At 39.9% G+C, this 22,960-nt stretch carries 24 protein-coding genes; 1 reads left to right on the top strand and 23 read right to left on the bottom strand.

The window, feature by feature from the left end; all coding sequences use genetic code 11:
• Nucleotides 1-172 precede the first annotated feature (172 nt).
• On the top strand, nucleotides 173-1,117 hold the full coding sequence (locus IQ10_RS05340; protein ID WP_144449469.1) for a 4-hydroxy-3-methylbut-2-enyl diphosphate reductase: 945 nt from the start codon (nucleotides 173-175) through the stop codon (nucleotides 1,115-1,117).
• A 52-nt stretch (nucleotides 1,118-1,169) separates the two neighbouring features.
• On the opposite strand, the gene IQ10_RS05335 is transcribed toward IQ10_RS05340, so the two are convergent.
• From IQ10_RS05335 to IQ10_RS05225, 23 genes are all read right to left on the bottom strand, one after another.
• The gene (locus tag IQ10_RS05335) at nucleotides 1,170-2,291 is read right to left on the bottom strand and encodes a Nif3-like dinuclear metal center hexameric protein (protein ID WP_144449468.1); all 1,122 of its coding nucleotides are present in this window, start codon (nucleotides 2,289-2,291) and stop codon (nucleotides 1,170-1,172) included.
• The gene (locus tag IQ10_RS05330; protein WP_144449467.1) at nucleotides 2,285-2,995 is read right to left on the bottom strand and encodes a tRNA (adenine(22)-N(1))-methyltransferase; all 711 of its coding nucleotides are present in this window, start codon (nucleotides 2,993-2,995) and stop codon (nucleotides 2,285-2,287) included. Before IQ10_RS05330 ends, IQ10_RS05335 begins: the two co-directional genes overlap by 7 nt.
• Nucleotides 2,996-3,124: 129 nt before the next feature.
• Entirely contained in the window at nucleotides 3,125-3,496 is a 372-nt protein-coding gene (gene cccA, locus IQ10_RS05325; RefSeq protein ID WP_144449466.1) for a cytochrome c550, read from the bottom strand.
• Nucleotides 3,497-3,655: 159 nt separating this feature from the next.
• Nucleotides 3,656-4,198, bottom strand: coding sequence for a hypothetical protein (locus IQ10_RS05320; protein ID WP_144449465.1), 543 nt, complete (start codon nucleotides 4,196-4,198; stop codon nucleotides 3,656-3,658).
• A 184-nt stretch (nucleotides 4,199-4,382) separates the two neighbouring features.
• Nucleotides 4,383-5,501 carry an RNA polymerase sigma factor RpoD gene (gene rpoD, locus IQ10_RS05315; RefSeq protein WP_144449464.1) on the bottom strand — a complete coding sequence of 373 codons (1,119 nt, stop codon included), beginning with the start codon at nucleotides 5,499-5,501 and terminating at the stop codon, nucleotides 4,383-4,385.
• A gap of 54 nt (nucleotides 5,502-5,555) precedes the next feature.
• Complete coding sequence (gene dnaG, locus IQ10_RS05310; protein WP_144449463.1) at nucleotides 5,556-7,352, bottom strand: DNA primase; 1,797 nt, start codon at nucleotides 7,350-7,352, stop codon at nucleotides 5,556-5,558.
• A gap of 27 nt (nucleotides 7,353-7,379) precedes the next feature.
• Nucleotides 7,380-7,889 carry a YaiI/YqxD family protein gene (locus IQ10_RS05305; RefSeq protein WP_144449462.1) on the bottom strand — a complete coding sequence of 170 codons (510 nt, stop codon included), beginning with the start codon at nucleotides 7,887-7,889 and terminating at the stop codon, nucleotides 7,380-7,382.
• Nucleotides 7,890-8,275: 386 nt separating this feature from the next.
• Entirely contained in the window at nucleotides 8,276-9,088 is an 813-nt protein-coding gene (locus tag IQ10_RS05300; protein ID WP_144449461.1) for a pyruvate, water dikinase regulatory protein, read from the bottom strand.
• Nucleotides 9,089-9,121: 33 nt separating this feature from the next.
• Nucleotides 9,122-9,757 carry a transcriptional regulator CcpN gene (gene ccpN / locus IQ10_RS05295; protein ID WP_144449460.1) on the bottom strand — a complete coding sequence of 212 codons (636 nt, stop codon included), beginning with the start codon at nucleotides 9,755-9,757 and terminating at the stop codon, nucleotides 9,122-9,124.
• A gap of 178 nt (nucleotides 9,758-9,935) precedes the next feature.
• Nucleotides 9,936-12,017 carry a glycine--tRNA ligase subunit beta gene (gene glyS / locus IQ10_RS05290; protein ID WP_144449459.1) on the bottom strand — a complete coding sequence of 694 codons (2,082 nt, stop codon included), beginning with the start codon at nucleotides 12,015-12,017 and terminating at the stop codon, nucleotides 9,936-9,938.
• A complete protein-coding gene (glyQ, locus tag IQ10_RS05285; RefSeq protein ID WP_144449458.1) occupies nucleotides 12,010-12,900 on the bottom strand; it encodes a glycine--tRNA ligase subunit alpha in 891 nt (296 codons plus the stop codon). Before glyQ ends, glyS begins: the two co-directional genes overlap by 8 nt.
• Before the next feature lie 395 nt (nucleotides 12,901-13,295).
• Nucleotides 13,296-14,048, bottom strand: coding sequence for a DNA repair protein RecO (gene recO / locus IQ10_RS05280; protein WP_144449457.1), 753 nt, complete (start codon nucleotides 14,046-14,048; stop codon nucleotides 13,296-13,298).
• A gap of 45 nt (nucleotides 14,049-14,093) precedes the next feature.
• Nucleotides 14,094-14,240: a YqzL family protein gene (locus IQ10_RS05275; protein ID WP_144449456.1), complete on the bottom strand. Its 147-nt coding sequence runs from the start codon at nucleotides 14,238-14,240 to the stop codon at nucleotides 14,094-14,096.
• Between the two features lie 281 nt (nucleotides 14,241-14,521).
• Complete coding sequence (gene era / locus IQ10_RS05270; protein ID WP_144449455.1) at nucleotides 14,522-15,433, bottom strand: GTPase Era; 912 nt, start codon at nucleotides 15,431-15,433, stop codon at nucleotides 14,522-14,524.
• Nucleotides 15,426-15,824: a cytidine deaminase gene (locus tag IQ10_RS05265; protein ID WP_144449454.1), complete on the bottom strand. Its 399-nt coding sequence runs from the start codon at nucleotides 15,822-15,824 to the stop codon at nucleotides 15,426-15,428. Before IQ10_RS05265 ends, era begins: the two co-directional genes overlap by 8 nt.
• Entirely contained in the window at nucleotides 15,821-16,561 is a 741-nt protein-coding gene (locus IQ10_RS05260; RefSeq protein WP_144449453.1) for a DUF502 domain-containing protein, read from the bottom strand. Before IQ10_RS05260 ends, IQ10_RS05265 begins: the two co-directional genes overlap by 4 nt.
• Before the next feature lie 38 nt (nucleotides 16,562-16,599).
• A complete protein-coding gene (locus tag IQ10_RS05255; protein WP_144449452.1) occupies nucleotides 16,600-16,989 on the bottom strand; it encodes a diacylglycerol kinase family protein in 390 nt (129 codons plus the stop codon).
• Entirely contained in the window at nucleotides 16,973-17,443 is a 471-nt protein-coding gene (gene ybeY, locus IQ10_RS05250) for an rRNA maturation RNase YbeY (RefSeq protein WP_144449451.1), read from the bottom strand. Before ybeY ends, IQ10_RS05255 begins: the two co-directional genes overlap by 17 nt.
• Nucleotides 17,440-19,593, bottom strand: coding sequence for an HD family phosphohydrolase (locus IQ10_RS05245; protein ID WP_144449450.1), 2,154 nt, complete (start codon nucleotides 19,591-19,593; stop codon nucleotides 17,440-17,442). The genes ybeY and IQ10_RS05245 overlap by 4 nt, the downstream gene beginning before the upstream one ends.
• Nucleotides 19,594-19,998: 405 nt before the next feature.
• Nucleotides 19,999-20,964 (bottom strand): PhoH family protein, encoded by a 966-nt coding sequence (locus IQ10_RS05240; protein WP_144449449.1) that lies wholly within the window; start codon nucleotides 20,962-20,964, stop codon nucleotides 19,999-20,001.
• Nucleotides 20,965-20,969: 5 nt separating this feature from the next.
• Entirely contained in the window at nucleotides 20,970-22,157 is a 1,188-nt protein-coding gene (yqfD, locus tag IQ10_RS05235; protein ID WP_144449448.1) for a sporulation protein YqfD, read from the bottom strand.
• A gap of 58 nt (nucleotides 22,158-22,215) precedes the next feature.
• Nucleotides 22,216-22,506: a sporulation protein YqfC gene (gene yqfC, locus IQ10_RS05230; protein WP_144449447.1), complete on the bottom strand. Its 291-nt coding sequence runs from the start codon at nucleotides 22,504-22,506 to the stop codon at nucleotides 22,216-22,218.
• A gap of 234 nt (nucleotides 22,507-22,740) precedes the next feature.
• On the bottom strand, nucleotides 22,741-22,960 hold a 220-nt coding region (locus IQ10_RS05225; RefSeq protein WP_199757381.1), incomplete at its 5' end, for a transposase.

Below are 22,960 nucleotides of genomic sequence, written 5' to 3'. Positions count from 1 at the left end.
CTCGACAGAAACTCCTTTATACTAAATAAGTAGGAAAACACACCATTCGTTCATGAACGAATGGTGCTGTCGTTTCTAGAGATTATTTGAGCATAACGTATTTTCGTTAAAATAACGACAATCTTGCTCCTCTTCGAATTCGGAGCAGGAGTCTCATTTTAGGAGGCCTGTCATGAAAGTAAAGAAAATTTCACCAAGGGGCTATTGTTACGGTGTTGTAGATGCGATGGTACTAGCCCGCCAAGCAGCAGCAAACTTAGATTTACCTCGTCCGATTTACATCTTAGGAATGATCGTGCACAACCAACATGTAACGGATGCATTTGAAGATGATGGGATCATTTCACTCGATGGCCCAAACCGTGTTGAGATTTTAAAACAAGTCGACAAAGGAACAGTCATTTTCACCGCTCACGGTGTTTCTCCTGAAGTTCGCAAGCTTGCGAAAGAAAAAGGATTAACAGTCGTCGATGCAACTTGTCCTGACGTGACACGTACACATGATTTAATTCGCGACAAAAAAGCTGAAGGCTATGAATTTATTTACGTTGGCAAAAAAGGACATCCAGAACCAGAAGGCGCCATTGGCGTTGCACCAGAAGCGGTTCATCTTGTTGAATCAGTCGCTGATGTTGAGAACCTTCAATTAACTACTGATAAAATCATTATCACAAATCAAACAACGATGAGTCAGTGGGATGTAAGCGACATTATGAAAAAAGCAATGGAACTCTATCCAAGTGCTGAAGTGCATAATGAAATTTGTTTAGCGACACAAGTACGTCAAGAAGCTGTTGCCGAGCAAGCAAAAGAATGTGACCTCGTAATCGTTGTAGGTGATCCTAAAAGCAATAATTCCAATCGACTAGCACAAGTGTCTGAGCAAATTGCTGGCACAAAAGCTTATCGAATTGGTGATATTACCGAACTACAACTGGACTGGCTTAAAGGTGTGGAAACGGTCGGTGTGACATCTGGAGCATCCACTCCTACACCGATTACAAAAGAAGTGATTAGCTTTCTTGAGAAATATGATGAAAAAGATGAATCAACTTGGACACTCGAGCGAAAAGTAACACTTCAAAAGATTTTACCGAAAGTGAAAGCAAAGAGCTAATAAAAAAGCAAGAGGCTGGCAATGGCTAGTCTCTTGCTTTTTTATGTACCTTCTAAACAAATATAAATGGATCGGTGTTTGGTTTTGAAGCAATAACAGCCGTATCATAGCCTTTTTCAGTCATAAAAGCTTCAAAATACTTTTTCACGCCTTCTTTCATCACTTTTTCGACATTATGCCCTGGATCAACGATATTTAACCCATCCATCATCGCATCATGCGCCACATGATAATATACATCTCCAGTAACAAAGACGTCTGCCCCTTTGAATATGGCATCCTTCATATATTTGTTGCCGTCCCCACCAAGCACAGCCACTTTTTGGACAGTCGTTGTTAAATCGCCAACGACACGTGCTCCTTTGACGTCAAAAGCTTCTTTCACATGTTCAGCAAATGCAGCAAGGGTCATCGGCTTATCTAGCTTCCCAATTCGTCCAAGACCAAGCACTTCTCCTTGGTTATCTAGTGGATAAATATCATACGCAGGCTCCTCGTAAGGATGGGCTTTCATCAATGCACTAACGACCTTATGCTGGATATTAGCAGGTGCAATCGTTTCAATCTTCACTTCTTCCACATATTCAAGCTCGCCAACACTGCCAATAAACGGATCAGTGCCCTCTTCAGGCTTAAAAGTACCGGTCCCGTCACTATTAAATGTGCAATGGCTATACTTGCCAATATGACCTGCTCCAGCCTTACTCATTGCCTCTCTTACTTGATTAGCATGTGACATTGGAACAAAGACAACGATTTTCTTCAAAGCAATCGATTGAGTTGGAGCTAACACGCTCGTATCACGTAACCCAAGCGCTTCTGCCATCATATCATTGACGCCACCGTTAGCAATATCAAGGTTCGTATGAGCTGCATAAATCGTGACATCATGCTTAATTGCTTTAGTGATAATTCGTCCATAAGCTGTATCAACATCAATTTTCTTAAGTGGACGGAATAAGAGTGGATGGTGAGCCACAATGAGGTCTACTTCTTCAGATATCGCTTCATCAATGACTTCCTCCAGTACATCGAGTGCAACCATTATTTTTTTTATTGGTTTATTTAATGTCCCAATCATTAAACCATTTTTGTCACCTTCGACTGCATAGGATTTAGGAGACCACGCTTCGAAATGCTGAATGATTGTTTGGCCATTTGCATATTTCACCATGATAGGACCTCCTCGACCATTATTATTTGCTGTAAGAGCTCTTTTCGTTTTTGTTCAACCTGTTCATTCGCTGTCGCTTGTTCAAATTGAGTTAAAATACGTTTCCAATTCTCAACCTCATAGCGCCATTTCTTCTTAAAAGCCTCATTTCGTTCTTGCATTAAAAACGGACCAAGTAATAGTTTAAGCTCTGTATCCTCTTGATAAAGGGCAGAATCATCGCCGCGCACTGCAACAAGAATTTCATAAATCTTCTCGTCTTCTTCAAGTATCTCTTCATCTATCAGAAGCCATCCATAACGTCTCAACCAGATACGTATTGTATCAGCCCCTACATTCGGCTGAAGAATTAATCTTGAGACACCTTCAAGCTTTTCTTTCCCTTGATCAAGAATCGTTGTAATAAGGTTGCCACCCATACCCGCAATCGTTATTACATCGACTTCACCTGCTTGAAGCACTTCAAGGCCATTCCCTTTTCTCACATCAATTCTTTTTGTTAATCCTACACGTTCAACCTGATTCCTTGCTGACTGATAAGGGCCTTCATTTACCTCTCCAGCAATGGCTGAAGCTGTTTCATCTTGTAAGCATAAATAGCATGGTAAATACGCATGGTCAGATCCAATATCAGCTACTTTTGCTCCTTTTGGTACATAATCGGCAACACGAATCAGCCGTTCAGATAATTGTTTTTCATTCATATTTATCACCTGTTACTTTGTCATTCTTCTATCATAACGAGTCTATGTAAACCTTTCAAGCCACTCATCTATTTCCATGCTCTATAAACGTAGAAAAGACGAGAGTTCTTATTGACTCTCGTCTTCCCTTTACTCAGAAATAGATAGTAGATACTGTGCTACTGCATCTGCCTCTACATCATTTAAAGGCATAGGAGGCATAGTACCTTGTCCATTTTGAATAATATTGATAATTTCTTCTGGCGATTTGTCAAGTGATGTTAATGCTGGACCAGCACCACCGCTTAGGTCACCACCATGACAGGCAATACAAGATTGCTCTGCAAGTCTTTGACCCTCAGCAATCGGATCCTCAAACTCTGTTACTTCTTCCGTTTCAGCTCCATCTTCATCAGCATTCATTTCAGCACGTTGGTCCAAACCAACAAATGATAGCGATACCATTAAAAGAATACCAATAATTGCTGTAATGGCAAATGGTAATAGCGGTCTTCCCTTCATTGTCATATCCTCCTTAAATTCAAATAAAATCAACATAAATCAGCAAACTCAAACAAACTATGTAGACGCTTAAGATTTCCCTTATCATTTTACTTGAAATTACTCTCATTGAAAAGGGATTACCCATAGTTTTGCTTTTTTTGTCACTCTTTTATCAAATCAAAATAAGAAAAAGAGTAAGACAATCATACCTAACACACCCGCCACTGTAAAGAAACGTATTCGCCACTTCCATCCAATCAAAAACCAAACGATACAGTGTACAAATGTAGCAGCAGCCAAGTACAGCGAATTTGCTTGAAATACGTTTACAACAATATGCACAGTTAACAAAAATAAAAGTAAAGCAGCCATTAATAAGAATAAGTAGGTAAGCAACAAGTATTGCGCTTTTACCCTATTTGCAATGAACACAATAGCAATTGTGAAAAAAATTCCAATCATAATTTGCATTACAATTGAAAAATCAGTAAAATAAATGATAAGAACAGCTAAGAAAAACATGGCTTGCACCATAATAAATGGTAAAAGGGACCGCATGGTAAGAAATGAAGAGGCAACTTTTTCCTTTGAATCAACTACCGCCTCCTCTCCTTCTGAATAGAGAGTTAATAAGAAATCACAATACTGTTCTGGTAAAAGCTTAGATTTCCTCCAATACTTGATTTCTTTAATAATTGTTTCTTTTCTTTTTTCGTCCATCCCTTTTCCCTCCCCATAAGGTCGCTTTAAGAGAAAATAAATCAAGGGCCTGATTCCAAGAACGAAGCGTATAGAAATCTATAACGCTTCAAGTCGGAATCAGACCCTATGAGAATGCTCTACTTGTGCATGTTATTTTACGCGAATGCAATTTTAGAACGTTCATTCTCTATTTAGTCTATTCTTATTCAAGGAAATCCTTTAAGCGTTTACTACGGCTAGGATGGCGAAGCTTACGTAATGCTTTCGCTTCAATTTGACGAATACGCTCACGAGTAACACCGAACACTTTTCCTACTTCTTCTAATGTTCGAGTACGACCATCATCCAGACCAAATCGTAAACGAAGGACATTCTCTTCTCTATCTGTTAACGTATCAAGAACATCTTCTAACTGCTCTTTTAGTAGTTCGTAAGCAGCTGCATCGGAAGGAGCAAGTGCATCTTGGTCTTCAATGAAATCACCTAAATGAGAATCATCTTCTTCTCCAATCGGTGTTTCTAAAGAAACTGGTTCTTGAGCGATTTTTAAAATTTCGCGAACTTTTTCAGGTGTTAATTCCATTTCTGCAGCAACTTCTTCAGGTGATGGTTCACGACCAAAGTCTTGAAGTAACTGACGTTGAACACGAATCAGCTTGTTAATCGTTTCAACCATGTGAACAGGAATACGAATTGTACGAGCTTGATCGGCAATAGCACGCGTGATTGCTTGACGAATCCACCACGTCGCATACGTACTAAATTTATATCCTTTTTCATAATCGAACTTCTCAACAGCCTTGATCAGACCCATATTCCCTTCTTGGATCAAATCTAAGAATAACATTCCTCTACCAACATAACGCTTGGCAATCGAAACGACTAGACGTAAGTTTGCTTCTGCAAGTCGACGCTTAGCTTCCTCATCACCTTGTTCAATGCGCTTAGCAAGCTCAATTTCTTCTTCAGCTGAAAGAAGGGGTACTCTACCAATTTCTTTTAAATACATTCGTACAGGATCATTAATTTTAATCCCTGGTGGTACACTTAAATCATTTAAGTCAAACTCCTCTTCATCCTTTGCTGCTTGTTGGAGATTCGGAATTTCATCTGTTTCATTTAAAATTTCCACGCCTTGTTCACCAAGGTATTCAAAGAATTCATCCATTTGGTCAGAGTCTTGATCAAACGCAGCTAATTTCTCTGTAATTTCTGCATATGTGAGGACTCCTCTTTTCTTTCCAATCTCCACTAATTGTTCTTTCACTTGATCGATAGACAATTCGCCTTCCGCTAATGGGCGTAATGGTTTATCTGCCATTCGATCCCCTCCTTCCATTGTTCACAACCAAAGCTACATGCTGGGTCGAACTTACTAATGAAGCTCCTGTTTCATTCTGTTAATTTTCATAAGGATTTTTGCAGCTTCGACAGGGTCTTGCTCGTGCTTCATTTCTAATTCCTTTTGCTTTATCTCTACCCGTTTTGGGTAATTTTCAATCTGTCTCATATAATCAAGCAGTTCTTGTTCCTCGCACTCTTCATTAATAGATAGCATCGCGAGCTCTGTAGCAATTCGAACAAGCTTCTCATCTTGCAGACCTTGTATAAACTGGCTTGGATTCGGCAAGTGCCCCTCCCCGTAATATGCAAATAAGTAAGCCGCTATCGCTTGATGATCGTCGACATTAAACGCTCCGCCAATTCGCCCTTGAACACGATCAGCTATCTCAACATCCCTCATCATATGAGCGAGTAAAAGTCGCTCTGCATTTTGATAAGCAGGCAATAGCTTTTTTGGTTCAAAGCTCTTTCGTACTTGAGTGCGCTTCTGTTCAGATGAGTGCTTTAGCTTATTACGCTGCGCTCGAAAAATTTGAAATTGTTCTTGCTTCAACGCATCTAACGATAATGAAAATTCGTCCGCAAGTTGTCTTAAATAATGATCTCTTTCAACGGCTCGATTTAAGGTCGAAATTTCAGCGAGAACGTCTTCAATATAACGCATCCGTTCTGCTTCATTTTGCAAATTCTTGCCCTTGCGGAGATAGCGCATTTTGAAAGCCATAACCGTTAAGCTAGCCCCTATTACATCCGACACAAAACGTGCTGCCCCGTATGTACGAATGTAGTCATCAGGATCAAGTCCTTCTGGCATTTGGGCCACTTTCACAGTGCAACCAGCTGGCTCGAGAATACCAGCAGACCTAAATGCAGCCTCTATTCCTGCCTTGTCTGAGTCATAGCAGAGTATAACCGTCTCTGCATTGCGTCTAATGACTCGAGCCTGCTCTTCTGTAAGAGCCGTTCCAAGTGTAGCTACGCCGTTTTTAACGCCCGCTCCCCATGCTGCAATCACATCAACGTATCCTTCAAATAAAACAGCAGTGGCTTCTTTACGAATGAGCGGTCGCGCCAAATGAAGACCGTATAGCGTCTTACTCTTATGAAAAACCGGCGACTCAGAACTATTAAGATACTTAGGCTTCTCATCCGTAATCGTACGACCACCAAAAGCAATCACATTGCCTTGTCCGTCCCAAATTGGAAACATAAGCCGGTTTCTAAAGCGATCATAATGCCCACCATCTGAGTCTCGTTTTCCGAGCAAGCTTGCAGCTACCATTACATCTAGTGAGAAACCACGTTTACTTAAAATCGTTGTCAGGGCATCCCAGCGGTCAGGTGCAAACCCAATTTGAAATTGCTCGATCTGCTCACGGCTAAATCCTCGCTCACTAATGTAATCGCGTCCTTGGCCACCTTGCTCTGTTAAAGTTAAAACATGATGATAGAGCTTTGCCGCTAATTCATGCGCAGAACGCATCGTCTCTTGTGGACTATCTGATGAAGAAACGGTTTCATTTGAACGAAAATCAGGCAGCTCAATATTTGCCCTTTCAGCTAGTTGTTTCACCGATTCAATGAAACTTAACCCTTCAAGCTCCATTAAGAATGAGAAAACATTTCCTCCCGCTCCACAGCCAAAACAATGATATAGCTGCTTGTCAGGTGAAACTGAAAAGGACGGTGTATTTTCTCCATGAAAAGGACATAATCCAGTATACTGCCGCCCCTGCTTTTTTAGTTGTACATGATCGCTAATTACTTCGACAATATCTGACGAGCGTCTGATGAGTTCAACCTTTTCATCTGGTATCCGATTGCTCATACGTGTCATCACCAATCTCAAATCATATCACAATTCTTTAACATTCGAGCTTTTTTGCAATGTTCCTGCTTTTATTGAGAGAATTTTCTCAAGTTGTTCCATAAAGCGAGATCGATCACTGCTTTGAAATGCTTTTGGACCCTTAGTCTTTGCTCCCATTCGTCTTTGCTTCTGAGACAAATAACGAGCATCAAGCATCTGTCCAATCGTTTCTTCACGATAGACCATTCCCCGTGGCGATAAAACAACAACGCCTTTTGCAAGAAGAATGGAGGCAAGCGCATGATCCTGTGTCACACAGATGTCATCTTTTTTGACTTTGTTCATGACATATAAATCTGCCGCTTCCTTATCTGTATCTACCGTCACAACTTTAACAGAGGAAGGTAAGGTCATCTGATGAGCATAAGAGGACACAAACACCATAGCAACTTTAAAACGTTGGCAAATATCAACAATTTCCTCTTTTACTGGACATGCATCAGCATCAACGTACAATGTTCGTAATGAAGGATTCATGGTAGTTGAATTCAACATCTCCTTTTAAAATCCTGCAATCAATTTAATGAATTGGTTGATTTCTGTCGAACAAACTTTTTTTTACATTGTCCACTCTTTTACCTTTACTATCATTACCAAAAAACGAAGAAAAAGTCTTGACTTTTGAAATTTATTTGTTCTTTTTTTCACATCTACGGAAAATAAAAATCCATTAGAATCACAATTCTTTATTATACGCAACATTTCCTGCTTTGACTAGTAAAAAGATTTGATAATAAAAAAGAAAAGGAGACTCACAATAAAAGTGTCTGATCCTAGCCATAAACTCAGTGCGTGACAATCACAAAAACACACTGGGTATGAGAAAAACTAGCATCGGTCACAGACCTTTTGGAGTCATCCTTTACGAATCTGTTAACAAATTAGTTCCGAAACATATTAGAAACCAAGTTTGCTGTCTCTTCCACTGCTTTATTTGATACATCAATGATCTGACAACCAATTCGATCCATGATCTCTTCAGCATACTTTAATTCTTCTTTAATACGTTCCATATTTGCATAATTTGCTTGAGCTTTCAAGCCTAATGCTTTTAAGCGTTCAGCCCTAATATCATTTAACTTTTCTGGGCTTATTTTCAACCCGACAATTTTTTTCGGAGATACTTTAAACAATTCCTCTGGTGGCTCTACCTCAGGTACTAGCGGTACATTGGCCACCTTCAAACGTTTATGCGCAAGGTATTGCGACAGTGGTGTCTTAGAAGTTCGCGAAACACCGATAAGGACGAGATCAGCTCGAACAATCCCACGAGGGTCACGTCCATCATCATATTTCACAGCAAATTCAATCGCTTCTACTTTGCGGAAATAATCTTCATCTAAACGATAAATAAGTCCTGGCTCATAACGAGGTTCTTTATTCGTAATTAAACCAATCTTCTCAAGCATTGGTCCAATAATATCAACTGTTTCAACATTAACCTCTTTCGCCTTTGAAAGTAAATAATGCTTCATTTCGGGCACGACAAGTGTAAAAGCAATCAGTGCTCTCGCTTGCTGAGCGAGAATAATCACTTCTTCAATTGTTTGTTTATCATCAACGTAGGGAATTCGTCTAACTTCAAGTCCTGCACCACTAAATTGACTAGCTGCAGCTTTAACAACAAGCTCAGCTGTTTCTCCAACTGAGTCAGAGACAACGTATACGACAGGACGTTGCTTTATCTCTTCCATTTTGACCTCCTTCGCTTCTTTTATATACCCGTATTAGATCACTTCATCATTTGCTAAATCAACAAGAAGCGCTGTTATATTCGTCTTGGTAATCCGACCAATCACTTCAAAGCCAGATCCAAAATCCACTTCGGTCACAACGGGAAGACAATCAATCTGTTTATCAATAAGCTTTTTTGCCACTTCGGTTATTAAGTCATCTCGCTGACAAACGGTGATGTTTGGCATCCGAGTCATAATAATACTCACTGGAATCGATTCAAGCGCCTGCTTTCCAAGGCTAGCTCGCAGTAGATCTTTCCTTGATAAGACACCAACAAGCGTGGTCTGTTTATCAACTACAAACAGTGTTCCAACGTCCTCAAGGAACATTGTCACAATCGCATCATAAACAGAAGCCGATTCCTGTACAACAATTGGTCGAGATTGATAATGCTTCACCGTAATGTGTTTTACTTTATCACCAAGTAATTCAGCACCTGTCTTCCCTGTATAGAAATAACCGACTCGTGGTCTTGCATCTAAATAACCTGCCATCGTTAGAATAGCTAAGTCTGGGCGAAGAGTCGCACGTGTCAGTGAGAGACGTTCAGCAATCTGCTCACCAGTAATCGGACCATTATTTTTTACAATATCAACAATTTTTTCTTGCCGGCTTGTAAGTTCGATTGGTTCTCACCATCCTTAAGCATACATTTATGCCATACTAATATATAAATATTATATACTAATGGCCTCTTAAAAGAAAAGGAATAATGAGAAGCAGTAAAAAGTGAATCAGGTCCCTTTTCTTTCTAAATTAAATTTAGAAGTATAAAGGAGACGTGGTTCTTACTTTGAATAGCGTCTAAGCAAATACAATTGCTTGGAACTGTGCAAAAGTGCGAATCACTTCAGCTAAAGCTCTCATTTGCGCTAGACGATTTATTCGAAGCGATTTGTCCTCTGCCATGACCATGATATGTTCAAAGTATTCATTAATGACAGGTTCAACCTTCGCTAGAGCAACGTAAGCTTGATTCACATTGCCATTTGCAAGAGCCTGTTCAACACTTTTCTTCACTTCTTCATAATGTGTAAATAGCGCTTTTTCTTCCTCTTTTTCAAATAAATCTGGATTAATTTCGTGTTTGCCCTCTGCCTTCTTAGCAATATTTGTTACACGGCTTAGTGCCTCCACTACTTGTTTAAATGACTTTTCATGTCTTTTTTCTGTAATGACATGAGCTTTTTTCACAAGTGTTGGAATGTGCCCAAGATGATCAGCAAGAACTGCATCAATCACATCGTATTGAATATCTTGATCTTGAAGAGCAGCTTTCACACGTAATTTGAAAAATTCAATTAGCTCACTCTCAATTTCCGAGCGAGAACGTTTAAGCAGATTACGTCCTTCTGCAACATCAAGACTGACTTTTGCTAGCTGCTCAAGTTCAACATCTAATTCGTGATCATTAATCATTTGCACAATACCAGCTGCTTGACGTCTAAGTGCATATGGATCTTGAGAACCCGTTGGAATAAGGCCAATGGCAAAGCACGTAACAATGGTATCAAGCTTATCAGCAATACTCACAATTGCACCTGCAAGTGAAGCTGGACTCGCATCGCCAGCAAAACGCGGTTGATAATGCTCGTTGATCGCTTTTGCCACTTGCTTGGCTTCTCCTGCTAATTCCGCATACACTTCACCCATACGTCCTTGCAATTCAGGGAATTCATAGACCATTTGCGTAACCAAGTCAAATTTACAAATGCGAGCAACTCGTTTCGCTGTTTCTTCTGTGCTTTGGTCTATCTTTAGTAATTCTCCTAGCTTTGCTACGCCTTCATTAATACGACGAACTTTATCACCAATTGAGCCAAGCTCCTCATGATATACGATTTGCTCAAGGCGCTCAAGAGCATCGTCAATTTTCAACTTTTGATCTTCTCTATAGAAGAACCCTGCATCCGACAGGCGAGCGCGTAATACTTTTTCATTTCCTCTTGATACATTTTCTAAATGCTGGTGATCGCCATTACGCACCGTAACAAAATAAGGGAGCAATTCACCTTCCTTATTTTCGACTGGGAAATAGCGTTGATGTTCGCGCATCGAAGTGATTAAGACTTCTTTTGGTAATGTTAAAAACTCTTTATCAAAGCTACCTGAAAGTGCAGTTGGGTATTCAACTAAATGATGAACTTCCTCAAGTAGATCCTCATCAATTGGAATAACCCAGCCATTTCCTTCTGTCATGGATTCAATTTGATTTCGAATTGCCTGTTTTCGCTCAGTTGGATCTACAATGACATACTCACTTAATAACGCTCCAACATACTCGTTTGGCTCCGATAACTCGATTTCACCGCCAAGAAAACGATGACCAAATGTCTTCTTACCCGTTTCAATACCGGTAATCTCAAACGGAACTACGTCCCCGCCGTACATCGCAACAAGCCATTGAATCGGTCTCGCAAAACGTAACTCATGATTTCCCCAACGCATGTTTTTCGGAAAATGAAGAGCTAAAATGATATCTTTAACAGCCGGAAGAAGCTCAATCGTTTTCTTACCAGCAATAAATTTATTCGCATACATGTACTCAACACCATTGAGTTCTTTAAAAAACAAATCATCTGTGCTAACACCTTGTCCTCGAGCAAAACCTTGTGCTGCCTTTGTCCAATTACCATCCTCATCGAATGCAATCTTTTTAGCAGGACCTTTCGCTTCTTCTTCAATGTCAGACTGGCCTTCAGCTAACCCTTCGATGATCAGTGCTAAACGACGCGGAGTCGCAAATGCATGGACACTGTCATATTCAAGGCGTTCCGTACTTAACCATTCAGAAACCTTCTCTTTTAATTGGTTCATCGAGCCTGTTACAAATCGAGCTGGCAACTCTTCAACACCAACCTCTAACAAAAAATCGCGCTTACTCATGGCTCTCTCCCTCCTTTTTCTTTAACATTGGAAAACCAAGGCGTTCACGCTCATCATAGTATAGCTTTGCAGCTGTACGTGCCAAATTACGAACACGGCCAATATAGCCTGTACGCTCAGTAACAGAAATCGCTCCTCTCGCATCAAGCAAGTTAAACGTATGTGAGCATTTTAGGATATAATCATAAGCTGGGAAAACAAGGTTTTCATCAAGCGCACGCTTCGCTTCTTGTTCGTATGTCCCAAAAAGCGAGAAGAGCATTTGACTATCTGACACTTCAAATGTGTATTTAGAATGCTCATACTCTGGTTGCTTGAAAATGTCCCCATATGTGAACCCTTCAACCCACTCAAGATCAAATACATTTTCTTTATCTTGAATATAAGACGCTAAACGCTCAAGTCCGTACGTAATTTCAGCTGAAACGGGGTTTGCTTCAAGCCCACCAACTTGTTGGAAGTACGTAAATTGAGTAATTTCCATCCCATCAAGCCACACTTCCCAGCCTAGCCCAGCACAACCAAGAGTTGGATTTTCCCAGTTATCTTCAACAAAACGAATATCATGCTCAAGTGGATTAATACCAAGCGCTTTAAGACTATCAAGATAAAGCTCTTGAATATTAATTGGCGAAGGCTTCATGATGACTTGGAATTGATGATGTTGGTAAAGTCGATTCGGATTTTCACCATAACGACCATCAGCAGGACGACGTGATGGTTCGACATATGCCACATTCCAAGGCTCTGGACCAATCGTTCTCAGAAGCGTGAACGGGCTCATTGTCCCTGCCCCTTTTTCTGTATCATAGGCTTGCATGATCATACAGTTTTGTTTCGACCAATACTCTTGCAATGTCAAAATCATGTTTTGTACATTCACTTTTTATATCCTCCTCAAATGTAATGCGCGATTGCACTTTGGTGAAAAATAGGTTTTATTATCACTAAGCTTTATGGGGGAAATAGGATTCTCTGCAGAGCAATACTCCCCTAAAGTACAAAGAAAATAGCCCACATCCCTATGCCGATAATACGACATAGGGACGAGAGCTATTCCCGCGGTTCCACCCTATTTATCTAAGGTTACATGTAAGTATCCTCAAATCACTTTCACCAAATTGCGCTCCAGAGTGCCTTCCTTACAGCTAAAGCCCTAGCTTACACCACCCTAGGGTCGCTTTTTTCTTTAAAAACGGTAAGTACTTAATTCCTTCTTTGCGCCATATGTTATTACTAGCATCATACTCAACTTCGCAACCAGTGTCAACATAGTAGTTAACGAAGATCATCCATGCGTTCCAATTGGTCAAGAAACCGCTTTGACTTTAAGCGCAAACCTGAATATTCATCATAATAGGCAGAAATAATCTCTTTAAGCTGTTGCTTCGTCTCTTGCTTCAAAGAGATTTGTCCAAGTCGTTCTAAATCAAAATAATAGAACAAGCGTAACAATCTTGCCAAATGAGCTGAGAGCTGATAAGCACGTTCATCTTTATGGACACAACGCTTACAGAGAAAACCCGCATCTTTTATTGAAAATGCAACAGGTACTTCCGTTGAACCACAGCTGACACACTCATCTAGCTGTGGACGAATCCCTGCAACAGCTAGCATTTTCATTTCAAAAATCCTAAGCAGAACATCCGCATCAACACCTTCATCTAAATAATGAAGCATTTGATACAGTAATTCAAAAAGAGAAGGGTTAGGCTGCTTCTCGTCTGTTAACTTATCAGTCATCTCGACCATATATGTCGCATATGAGGCGCGAAACAAATCATGTCGCACATCACGAAATGAATCAATGATTTCAGCCTGATTTAACGTTCCAAGCCCTTGACTCTTCTGAAATAAAAAGGTGCCGTAAATTAATAACTGTGATACCGCTGCTAGACGACTTTTCGGCTTTTTAGCACCGCGAGACATTACACCGATTTTTCCTAGTTCTCGCGTAAAAAGCGTAACAATTTTATTCGATTCACCGTAATCAATCGTTCGAATTACGATACCTTCCACTTTCTGCATCATTCGTTTTTCACCACACATCCTTCTCTGTGAGGTGTCAACATACTATTAATGTGTAGGAGCGTCGAGGGTCTCTGTTTCCTCCATGTCATCTTGTCCAAACTGCTCACCAAAATCACGTTCAAGTTCTTTCATAAGCAAATACGTATCAAGATTCCCTGTCATTGAAAAGACCTTCCAAGAAAAATCGAGCATATCAGATTCCACCTTTCTATATGACTCCAACGCTCTATACTTGTATGATGACCTTGTTTTCTCGAAACATGTTAAGGAAATATTGCTAATTAAACAAGCTTAACAGCATGCTAATGACAATTTTTTCTTGTATTGATACTATAATCTTTTGTCATAAAAAAAACAATGGCTATTCACCCAGCCATTGAAGCAGAGACGACTCAAATAAGTCAAAGTTTTAGGCCATTTGAGTCGCTTTATTAAATATAAATTATTATTCTTTTACATTTTAATGTCAAACATTAATATTCATCTTCCCTAAAGCCAAAGTCACGAAGATGAGCAGGTTTATTGCGCCAATCCTTTTGAACTTTTACCCAAAGCTCTAAAAAGACTTTTGACCCAAGCAATGTCTCAATATCGACACGAGCCCGCTTCCCTACCTCTTTCAACATCGATCCTTGTTTTCCAATAATAATTCCCTTTTGTGAAGAACGCTCAACAACAATCGTCGCACCAATATATACAGTTTCACTTTGTCCACGACGCTTCATCTGCTCAATGTTAACAGCAATCGAATGCGGAATCTCTTCTCTCGTTAAATGCAGTACTTTCTCACGGATTAATTCAGCTACAACAAACCGTTCTGGATGATCCGTCACTTGATCACTCGGATAATACTGCGGACCTTCATCCAAATACTTCGTTATTTGTTCCATTAATGTTGGCACGTTATTTCCTTGCAAAGCAGAAATCGGAATGACTTCTTTAAAATCATGCTTTGTACGATACGTTTCGATCACACCAAGTAAATCATCTGGTTGGATTTGATCAATTTTATTAATAACTAAAAATACAGGTGTGGACGTCGTTTTCAACTTTTCAATAATGAATTCTTCTCCAGACCCGAATGCTTCTGTTGCATCGACAACATAAAGCACAAGATCAACTTCACGCAACGTATTCTGAGCGACTTTCATCATAAAATCACCTAGCTTATGCTTAGGCTTATGGATACCTGGTGTATCAATGAAAACAATTTGCGATTCAGCACTTGTGTAAACACCTTGAATCTTATTTCGTGTTGTTTGTGGCTTGTCTGACATAATCGCGATCTTTTGACCGATCACATAATTTAACAAAGTTGATTTTCCAACATTTGGACGACCAATAATTGAAACAAAACCTGACTTAAATCCTTTTTGATTACTCATTCATATCCTCCGCTGTAAATGCTCCTGGTAGCAATTCTGATACCGTCATTTCAAGAATGTCACCATTTAAATTTGTTAAAACTACATTTGTATTTGGTGGGCATAATTCCACCATAACTTGCCTGCACGCCCCGCATGGCGGAACTGGTCGTTTTGTATCAGCAACCACTGCAATTGATTTCACTTTACGATTCCCTTCAGAATAGGCTTTAAACAATGCCGTTCTCTCTGCACAGTTTGTCAGCCCAAATGAAGCATTTTCAATATTTGCCCCGTGATAAACCGTGCCATCCTCCATTAACAGAGCAGCACCAACCTGAAACTTCGAATACGGCACATATGCTTGTTCTCTTGCATTCTTTGCTTCAGCAATCAATTGCTCTTTGTTCATTCGTCATCATCCTTTCGCTTTGAACGAACATGAATGACCATATTCGTCTCATCAACTTTAGTCTCTATATCATCGACTACAGATTCGGGATCAGGCGGCACCACGACTCCTCCTGAAATGATAAATTTCAATCCTTGTTCAACAGACATATTTAATTGGAGGACATCTTCTTCAGGAACGAGGACAAGCCAACCCGAAGTAGGATTCGGTGTTGTCGGAAGAAATACATTAATACATGCCTTCGATGTTACTCGTTGAACCTCACCTTTTGACTCACCCGTTTGAAAACCAACCGTGTATATCCCTTTTCTTGGATATTCAACAAGAACGACATTTTTAAAAGAAGATCGTTCTTGAGCGAATGACTGAATAATTTGTTCAACGGATGTATAAATCGAATTGGCGATTGGGATTTTGCGAAACGTTCGATCAATTGTTCCAAAGACCCGAAGGCCTTTCCCTTGTAAACGCATCGCACCTACCCAAGTCACTAGCAAGATTGTTAAAACAAATCCAATCCCAAGTAACCGTTCTGAAAAAGGAGTATAGACACCGAGAAAAAAAATACGACCCTCGTGTGTTGTAATAATATTCAATGCACTCAAAATCCCTGTAATAAAAGACCCAAGAAAAGAATCAACAAGGCTAAAGAGTAATTGAAGAACGTAAATCGTTGCTATAGCCGGCAAAAGGAATATGATCCCAGCTATAATATTTTTCTGAAACCTTTTCCACACTGGGGATGCTCCTCTCACTTAATCTTTTCTCTCGTTCGTTAAAGAATCAAACGAAGAAGAGGCGGCACAAACAAGATAAGACCAATGATCACGGCAAAGAAACTATAAACAAATACTGCTGCTGCCGCAATATCCTTTGCCCTTTTTGCTAAAGGATGAAACTCTTCTGTCACAAGGTCAACAGTGCGCTCAATCGCAGTATTCATAATTTCTAACGCAAACATCCCAGCAATGACTAAAAGGAGGATCAACCATTGTACAAGAGGTAATTGCAATAATCCAGCACTGATTAAGATGATAAGGGCGGCACCGATATGTATTTGCATGTTTTGCTCATGTCTAATCACATGACGGAGCCCGCAACTCGCATATCCAAATGACCTTAGTAAGCGCTTGAACCCTTTTCGATTTCTATCTTGTAAGGCCATAAGTCGTTAAAATGTCCTCTTGCCTTGAGAACATTTCCTTCTCTTCGGCTTCTGTCATATGGTCGTATCCAAGCAAATGGAGCATCCCATGAACAGTCAAAAATCCTAGCTCCCGTTCAAATGTGTGACCATATTCAGCCGCTTGTGCTTCAATATGAGGAACAGAAATGATAATATCACCTAGCATATTTGGCATACCTGGAACATCAATAGCAAGCTCACCTTCTCCTTCGTCATTTAAAGCAAAGGAAATCACATCCGTTGGCTGATTTTTATCTCTGTACTCGTGATTGATTTCTTGAATACGCTTCTCATCGACAAAAGTAACCGATACCTCTACTTCACCAGCCAATCCTTCCATTTTCGCTGTTTGATTTAATAAATTAACAACAAGCTCCTGATGCTTTTCTTTTATTATACCCGTTTCATCATTGAAATCGATGGTTAAGTTCATTTCTTATCTCCCTTTCCTTTTACATCCTCTGGGTATTCAATACGTTGATGAAACGTCCCCTTTAACGTTTCACAAATCGAAACAGCAATTTGATCAAGCTCACGTAAAGTTAAATCTGACTCATCAAACTGTCCGTCTTCAAGCTTATCTCGAATAATTTTTCGAACAAGCGCCTCTATTTTATCAGGTGTCGGTTTCTGAATTGTACGTACCGCTGCCTCGACACTGTCAGCAATTCCTACAACAGCAGAAACCTTTGACTGCGCTTTAGGACCTGGATAACGAAACTGCGACTCAGGTATCGTTTGTTCCGAATCTTGATTTGCCTTATGATAAAAAAACTTAAGCAAAGATGTTCCATGATGCTGCTCAGCTATATCAATGATCTCTTTTGGCATCTTATACTCCCGAAGTAACTCGGCTCCGTCATAAGGATGAGCAATGATAATAGTCTTACTCAACTGAGGCGAGATTTTATCATGAGGATTGTCCATTTTAAGCTGATTTTCAATAAAGAAATGGGGGCGCTTAGTTTTGCCTAAATCGTGATAGTATGAGCCAACTCTAGCAAGCAATCCATTTTCTCCAATCGTTTCACACGCCGCTTCAGCTAAATTTCCGACCACGACACTATGATGATAAGTTCCTGGCGTTTCGACTAAAATTTTACGCAATAGCGGATGGTTAGGATTTGATAGTTCAATTAGTTTTGTTGTCGATAGAATTCCAAAGCCTGCTTCAAAAAACGGTAAAAGGCCAATTGTTAGAACGGCCGCGATAAATCCAGAAAGAAAGGCAAAACCCACGTGTAACCCAACATCAATCCAATTGTTTTGAACCGCCTTCATAAATAATAACGCGATTACCGTAATGATATTAATACCAGAAACAAATAATCCTGCTAACAAAACCCGCGAAATACGGTTAGATTTATTCAGAAAATAAGCACCTGCAAATGAACTAAACAACATGTAAAAACCATACGTAAATTGAAATGTTCCAGAAGTCGAATCACTAAAGAGAATACTACCAATAACCGCAAACATAATACTTGTAAAGAGAGCAACACGTGTGTGAATTAATAAAGTGATTAGCATCGCTCCGATTGATACTGGAACGAAAAATCCAATTCCTTGTATCTCTAAACCTTCGAGATAACTTGTGATTTTCATTAACACAACTGTCACCATAAAAATCAACGTGAACATGAGTAAATGGCTATTATTTTTTTTCACAGATGTCTGCGCTTCGTTCAGATAATAACTGAGCATACCCATAATTAAGAGAACTAGAAGAGCCAGGCCAATATATGGATAAATGTTCAAGGAATCATCTAACAGACCAACTATTCGAAGCTGTTCATAAATGGCATGATTAATGATTTCCCCCTCTTCAACAAGAAGTTGTCCTTCTCGAATGAGCACTGGTTCAATGCTCTCAGTTGCTTCTTGTCTTAGTTGTTCAGTCGCTTCTGCATCGTAAATATAGTTAGGAATAATGGCAAATTGAGCAACCTCAGTCATCGCTTCTGACAGGCTGTTACTTACTGTCAAAACAGCAATTTGATTACTTGCCTCCTCCTTAGCTTCTGCTAAATCACGAATGGTCACTCTCTCACTCATAATTTCAAAGACAGCATTCGTCGTTGCTTCCCTGGCAATTTGTAGCTGAGTATCGGACGTTTCTAATAGCGTGATCAAAGTATCTTCCGATAAATCATTGCTTGTCCCATCAGAAATTTCTCTCTGAACAAGTTCGATCTGTTCTGCAAAATAATCTTCATCACTTATTCCATTATCTTCTACAGGTATATCATTTCTCACTCGATTGATTAAATCAAAAATATCATTCACTTTCACGACCTGATTTTGGGCATACTCACGTTTTTGCTCATAAATTGGCCCAATCGCTTCGATCGCTTCATTTCGTCGTTCCTCTGTAGCAGCTCTATTCTCTACAGTAATAGGGGAGCGAATATCTTGATCTGCGATTTGCGATAACCGAATATCAAGCGTTTCAGGTATAACATTTCCAAGCATAAGTAAATAGAGTAGTATCCCCATTATGAAAAAAAGAATTGTTCTTATGTACTGATGGTCACGAATACGATTCCACCATTTTAGTTGATCAATCGGTGAACGTCTCTTCAAGATAAATCACCTCAGCTTCCTATCCTTCGCTTATTTCAATTATGCCTATGAGAAAAACTTAGCTCCTCACCAAACCTATTTGATCTAAGGCTTAAGTTCAGAAAGTTACTATAGATTTTATCCTTTCTGACTAGACAAAAAGAAAGAGACTGACTCCTTAAGCCCCCGATAACATCACACAATATATCGCGTTCAACGATATGCTGAGCATTAGCGGTTAGACACTTCGGTTTTGAGCCAGCCTCTTCGTATAAACGCCTCCTAGAGTGAAGGACGCCTTCCTTATATCTCGCTCTACTAAATGCTAGTAGAACCTATCCTAAAACTAGGAGATAACCGACTTAAAAAATCGGAATCATTTCACTTATGGTCTGTTAGGGACACCCCTTCATTTAGAGCGCTTCATTATTCTTCTTCCATATGCTTGTCATATGCTTGAATAATTTGTTGAACAAGAGTATGACGAACAACATCTGTTTGTTGAAGATAAATAAATGCCAAACCTCTCACATCCGTTAAAATCTCAATTGCCACTTTTAAGCCAGATTTTTTCCCGCGTGGTAAATCAATTTGCGTTAAATCACCATTAATCACCATTTTGGAACCAAAGCCAAGTCTTGTAATAAACATCTTCATCTGTTCCCGAGTTGTGTTTTGCGCTTCATCAAGAATAACAAAAGCATCATCAAGTGTACGACCACGCATATAAGCAAGCGGTGCAACTTCAATCGTTCCTCGCTCCATTAATCGCGTCGTTTGTTCTACCCCCAGCACATCGTGAAGGGCATCATAGAGAGGACGTAGATAAGGATCGACCTTTTCTTTTAAATCACCAGGTAGAAATCCAAGGCTCTCACCAGCTTCAACAGCAGGGCGCGTAAGCACAATCCGCTTAACATGTCCATCTTTAAGAGCTGTAACAGCCATGACAACCGCTAAATACGTCTTTCCAGTTCCAGCAGGGCCGATACCAAAGACCATGTCTTTTTTTCGAATCGCGGATACGTAGTGACGTTGTCCAAGCGTTTTAGCCATAATCGGCTTACCTTTTACGTTTGTCGCTACTTTTTCGTCATATAGCTCAAGCAATTCATCGAGACGATTTTGCTCGGCAAGCTGTACCGCATACACGACATCACGCTCTGATATTGAAATACCTTTTCGGATAAGCTCGATAAGGGCAGACAGAATAGATTGAACAAGAGAAGCCTGCTCAGGATTTCCTGTCACTAATACGGCTTCACCTCGAGTCACAAGCGTAACACCTAGTTGTTCCTCTATTCGTTTTAAATGTCGGTCATGTGGACCAATAAGAGCTTGGGTCTCATTGGCATTCTTGACTTCTAGCTGAATCGTTTTCGTTTCTGACAATAGACTCAATCTCCTTGAATAATCGGTTGCTCCGATGTGATATCTTCTATTACTTGGTAATGAATCTGTAAGTTAACTTTACCATTCTCTAGGGCTTCGTGCAAAACTTTTTCGCCAATGATTTCCGCTCCTTCTGGTAAATGTTTCATTAAATCGACACGAGCTCTCTCCCTAGCAGCCAAGACGGCCTGCTCTTTTGTATACGTTCGCTCAAAAGCATTCGTTTCAAGTAGATCAATTCGTTTATAAGTGATTGGTAACCGCCAGTTAAAAATGTGAAAAGGTCTCTCAAGATCAAATTGTTCAAACGTTTCAAATTCATTTTTTCCAAAACCCCATATTGGAATGTTCACATTATAAATCGACAAAAAATGATTAGAATCTTTTTCGCCTGTTAAAGTTGTGAATAATGTTTCTAATGGAACAGATGCAAGAGACTTGTACCAAATTTCCCCAAGAACGACTGCTTGAGCTGGAACAACTTCTGTTTTTCCTTCTTTCCCAATATAACCAGATACTAAAATATCCCCTGGACGAACAAAATCATTTGGCTCAACAAGCGCTTGACCATGTTGAACGAATATATCATGAATAATCGCTTTTTTAGTGGCAACAAGATGTCGTGGACTAAATCGCTCAGCTTCTTCAGGAAGCTGCTGTTCAACTACCTCAAACTCATAGGTCGTCCCTTTTTGACGAACACCAACCCAAGTTGCTCCTGCAACTAGCTCAGTAACATCACGCTGAATCAATTCAACACTTGGAAGAGAAAAACGAAAGGCTCCACGCTTAATACCCATTTGTTCTATAACTTGACGAAGCTCATGTTCAACAGCTGGAGAGGCACCTTTCACCTCAATATTCCAAACCATATTCGAGAGAGTAAACATGATCATAAAAAAGGCAATTAACCCAACAACAAAGCCTGATCTATGAATCATACGCTTGAACATAAATGGCAATCCTCTACGTTTAGAAAAGACAACCTTACAGTTTGTCATACGTAATAAAGGCCGAATTCGTTTCGCATCCTCTACATCCATATAAAAAACAATTCTCTCCTCACCCACTCGCTTAATATGCCAAATAGAAAGATCTTCCTCGATACAACGATTTAAAAATCTTTCTGGATAAGCGCCATCAATTCGTACCCGCACATAACCACGAATTAAATTCATCCAATTATTTTTCATTCCTAGCTCTTCCCCCTTTGACATAACCGTATACTTCTCACCTTTTTAAGCTCTCAAGCTATGTACGAGATTCATCTATATAGAGAACTTGGTCAATTCGTCCCTCTAGCAGCAATTCCTCAGGAAGGATCGTCTTAATGACAAAGTGATCACCTTTTATTAAAAGCTGCCCGCTCTTTAGCAATAAACGCAATTCTTGATTTGAGAATCGCAAGACACCGCGATGATTTTCGATATAAATGTGAAGCTGACCAATCATCGTAATACGCGGCAGGTCCATCATGACATCAGCAGGAAGCTGCATCTGCTTCGTCATCCAGTTCTTCATCTGCTGTCTCATCTTTTTCATGTGCGAACCCCCTCTCACTCATCTTTATGACAAAAAGCCAGTCTATATCACTCAAAATCGTTATCAAACAAGAGAAAACTCACACTCCTTATTCACCTTCAAATCAAAACCACCAGTGTGAACTGGTGGTTTGTTCTGCGGCTGAAAGCCTCTCTTACCGGCCTTGGCCTTAAAGGCCCACTGAAAGGGTTTCCCGTCTGCACCACATTCACTCACTAATTCTAAAGAATTTCCTTATTTCTTCTTATTTTTCTCACCAGTAAAAGGGTCATGTTCTTCGAATAATGTTAACTGATCACCCATGTAGTCTTCTCTCAGCTGATTCTTAATATATTCTTGTATTTGTTTCTTATTTCTGCCTACTGTATCGACATAGAATCCCCGGCACCAGAACTTCCGGTTCCCATATCGATACTTCAAATTGGCATGTCGATCAAATATCATGAGACTACTT

This window comes from Halalkalibacter nanhaiisediminis (assembly GCF_007830185.1).
In the GTDB taxonomy this organism is placed as follows: Bacteria; Bacillota; Bacilli; order Bacillales; family Bacillaceae_D; genus Halalkalibacter; species Halalkalibacter nanhaiisediminis.
The sequence above is the reverse complement of the archived record's forward strand: the minus strand, read 5'-3'. Positions and strand labels throughout refer to the sequence as shown.